General features: G+C 66.1%; 3 protein-coding genes. 2 read left to right on the top strand and 1 reads right to left on the bottom strand.

Annotation, left to right across the window (positions count from 1 at the left end):
- Positions 1-1,248, top strand: a 1,248-nt coding sequence (locus tag ACESL5_RS05365) for an OB-fold nucleic acid binding domain-containing protein (RefSeq protein ID WP_372591756.1), incomplete at its 5' end; no start/stop codon positions are given.
- A gap of 495 nt (positions 1,249-1,743) precedes the next feature.
- Positions 1,744-2,649, top strand: coding sequence for an alpha/beta hydrolase (locus ACESL5_RS05360; RefSeq protein ID WP_372591755.1), 906 nt, complete (start codon positions 1,744-1,746; stop codon positions 2,647-2,649).
- A gap of 117 nt (positions 2,650-2,766) precedes the next feature.
- Here the strand turns inward: ACESL5_RS05360 and ACESL5_RS05355 are convergent, their stop codons facing one another.
- A complete protein-coding gene (locus ACESL5_RS05355; protein ID WP_372591754.1) occupies positions 2,767-3,372 on the bottom strand; it encodes a uracil-DNA glycosylase family protein in 606 nt (201 codons plus the stop codon).
- Positions 3,373-3,420: the final 48 nt, after the last annotated feature.

Here is a 3,420-nt window from a genome sequence, read left to right as displayed (position 1 = left end):
GGGCTCGAGCCCGAGGAGTATCCCAACGAGGAAATCCGGCGGGTGCTGGGGCGCACGTTGGGCGTGCCGATCTTCCAGGAGCAGGTGATCGAGCTGGCCATGGTGGCCGCGGGGTTTTCCGCCGGCGAGGCCGACCAGTTGCGCCGGGCACTGGGCGCCTGGCGCAAGCGCGGCACGCTGGAAGACTTTCGCAAGAAGCTGTACGACGGCATGACCGAGCGCGGCTTTGCCGCCGAATTCGCCGATCGCGTCTACCGCCAGATCCTCGGCTTCGGCGAGTACGGCTTTCCCGAGTCGCACTCGGCGAGCTTCGCCGTGATCGCCTACGCCTCGGCCTGGCTCAAGTGCCACGAGCCGGTGGCCTTCTACTGCGCGCTCTTGAACAGCCAGCCGATGGGCTTCTATGGCCCCTCGCAACTGGTGCAGGACGCCCGCCGCCACGGCGTGGTCGTGCGCCCGCCCTGCGTGATGGCCAGTGACGGCGAGAGCACGCTCGAACCACTGGCCCAGGCAGGAGATGCCGTCCGGACCCATGCCCTGCGCTTGGGCCTGGGACGCATTCACGGCCTCTCCGCTGCCGGAATCGAGCGGCTGCTGGCCGCCCGGGACCAGGCGGCCTTTCGCGACGTGGCCGACTGCGTGCGCCGGGCGCGCCTGGATGCCCGTGACCGCCGCGCGCTGGCCCATGCCGGCGCCTTCGCCGCGCTGGAAGGTAATCGATACGCGGCGCACTGGTCGGCGAGCGGCATCCCCGCGGACATGGACCTCGAGGCCGGCTTGCCGGCCGACCGAATGGTGGCCGAACCGTCCGTCGAACTGCCCGCGCCGAACCAGGCCGAAACCATCGTTGCCGACTACCAGCGACTGGGCCTGTCGTTGAACGGCCATCCCCTGGGTCTGCTGCGTGATCGACTGCGGCGGCTGCGCCTGCGACGCAGCGACGAGCTCAAGACCCGGCACGACGGCGCGCACACGCGCTACTGCGGCCTGGTTACCATGCGCCAGCGTCCCGGCACGGCCAAGGGTACGGTGTTCCTCACGCTCGAAGACGAGGTCGGTACCGTCAACGTGATCGTCTGGCCGGACCGTGTCGCCGAATACCAGCAGGTGGTGGTCAATGCGCGTCTGCTGGAGGTGCGCGGCCAATGGCAGCACCGTGACGGTGTCGCCCATCTCGTCGCCCGCATGCTGGTCGATCACAGCGAGTGGCTGGGCGAGTTGCCGACCCGTTCGCGGGATTTTCATTGAGATACCCCGCGACCACCCGGGAGGGCGGCTGTCATCGTCCTGTCATGCAAAAGGCAATGCGAAACGTTTGCATTTGCATGCTGTCGCGATATCATTCCGAGTGTCGGTGGCACGACTGCAAGTCAACCAACCTCGCCGAATGGGCATTTCCGTTTGCTTCGGAAACTTTCCGTTCGGTCGCCAGTCACATGCCGTGGCTGGCAATGATGTTCAGTCGTGAGTTTCCTTCGACTCCTCCTGCGGTGAGTTTTGCGGGCAGGCTTGATCCCCTCGGGGACAGCCTGCCCATTTTTTTGTCCGCCATGGCTAGCCGTGCCGTCATTCGGGCGGCAACCTCTCGTCCGAACGGCTAGACTGTTCCCGACAAGGAACCTCTGAACGAACCTGCTTGTCACGTGAAAGGCGCGATCGGCCGCTTCCCGCAGTGGTTTGAATGGCAGCGGGATGCGATCACAGGTTCCATAACAATCACCAAACCGGGAGGGAATGACCACCATGACCAAGATACTCAAGTACCTGGGCGGCCTGCTGCTGCTCGCCGGCTACATCGGAGGGGCAGCCCAGGCAGCCGATCGCGTCGAGCTGGAGCACGATGACCTCACCCTGGTGGGTCACATGGAAACCGCACCGGGTAGCACCATCGAGGATGGCGTGGTCCTCATGGTCCACGGCACCCTGGCACACGGCCAGATGGAGATCATGCGCAGCATGCAGGACCTGCTTCGCGATGCCGGCTACAACTCGCTGGCCATCAACCTGAGTCTTGGTCAGGATGCGCGCGAAGGCATGTACGACTGCGACAGCACCCATCGTCACAAGCACGAGGATGCCGTCGACGAGATGGCCGCCTGGGTCGAATGGCTCAAGGGCGAAGGTGCCGAACGCCTGGCCGTGCTGGGCCACTCCCGCGGGGGCAACCAGGTGGCGCGCTATCTCGCCGACCAGGCCGACCCGTTGGTGGAGAAGGCCGTCCTGCTGGCGCCGCAGACCTGGTCGGAGGGCTACAACGCGAAGGATTACGAGTCGAGCTACGACACCGAGCTTGCCCCGCTGCTTGAGAAGGCCGAGGCACTGGTCGACGAGGGCAAGGGTGACGAGATCATGGAAATGGATTTCATCTACTGTCCGGATACCCGCGCCGAGGCGGCCAGCGTGGTGAGTTATTACCGCGATGACCCGCGCATGGATACGCCCACCGTGCTCGGCGAGACCTCGATCGAGACGCTGGTCGTGGTAGCGGGTGCCGACGAGACCGTCACCGATCTGGAGGAGAAGATGGCCGGTCGAGTCGATGACGAGCACATCGAGATGACCGTCGTGCCCGGGTCGGACCACATGTTCCGCGACCTCTATCTCTACGACGCGGCCGATGCGGCCACCGCCTTTATCGGCTGGAACTGATCCACTCGCCATTGCGGCGAGCAATCCAGACAGCACCGGGCCCGATCGGCATTTGCCGCTCGGGCCTTTTTCTTGTGGTACCGCCGCGCGGCCCCGGCAAAGACCGACTCTCCTGTATCAGTCGAATGCCAGCAAGCATTCCCGCACACGTTCGCGCAGCGCGGGTACCACCTCGTCTTCGAACCAGGGGTTGTTCTTGAGCCAGCGATTGTTGCGCGGGCTGGGGTGGGGCAGGGGGAAGTGCGCCGGGGCGAAGTCACGCCAGGCGGCGACCAGGTCGGTGACGCGTTGGCCTCCGCCGAGGCCCAGGTGCCAGCCGAGGGCGTAGCGGCCGATGACGACGGTGGTCTCGATCTGGGGCATCGCCGCGAGCAGCGGCCTGCGCCAGGTGGCGGCACATTCGGGCCGCGGCGGCAGGTCGCCACCCTTGCCCGTGCCGGGGTAGCAGAACCCCATCGGCACGATGGCGATGGCCGGATGATGGTAGAAGGTCTCGCGGTCGATCCCGAGCCAGTCACGCAGGCGCTCGCCACTGGGGTCGTTGAAGGGCAGGCCGGTCTCGTGCACGCGTCGGCCGGGGGCCTGTGCGGCGATCAGCAGCCGGGCCTCCGGTCGGGCGATGAGCACGGGCCGAGGGCCAAGGGGCAGATAGGGCTCGCAGATCCGGCAGGCGCGGATTTCCGCCTCCAGTGCATTGAGCTCGGGCGGGTGGTCAGGCGTCATCCAGGGCCTTGAGGTGCGCCAAAATCGAGTCTTCCAGGGCCTCGAGGT

The sequence above is a fragment of the Guyparkeria sp. genome (genome assembly GCF_041687595.1).
Lineage (GTDB): Bacteria > Pseudomonadota > Gammaproteobacteria > Halothiobacillales > Halothiobacillaceae > Guyparkeria.
Note: the sequence above shows the minus strand (reverse complement) of the source record. Positions and strands in the feature narration are given on the sequence as shown.

Excerpts from the sequence above, each read along its gene's own strand:
- ACESL5_RS05360 (WP_372591755.1), top strand. The coding sequence starts at position 1,744 with ATGACCAAGATACTCAAGTACCTGGGCGGCCTGCTGCTGCTCGCCGGC.
- ACESL5_RS05355 (WP_372591754.1), bottom strand. The coding sequence starts at position 3,372 with ATGACGCCTGACCACCCGCCCGAGCTCAATGCACTGGAGGCGGAAATC.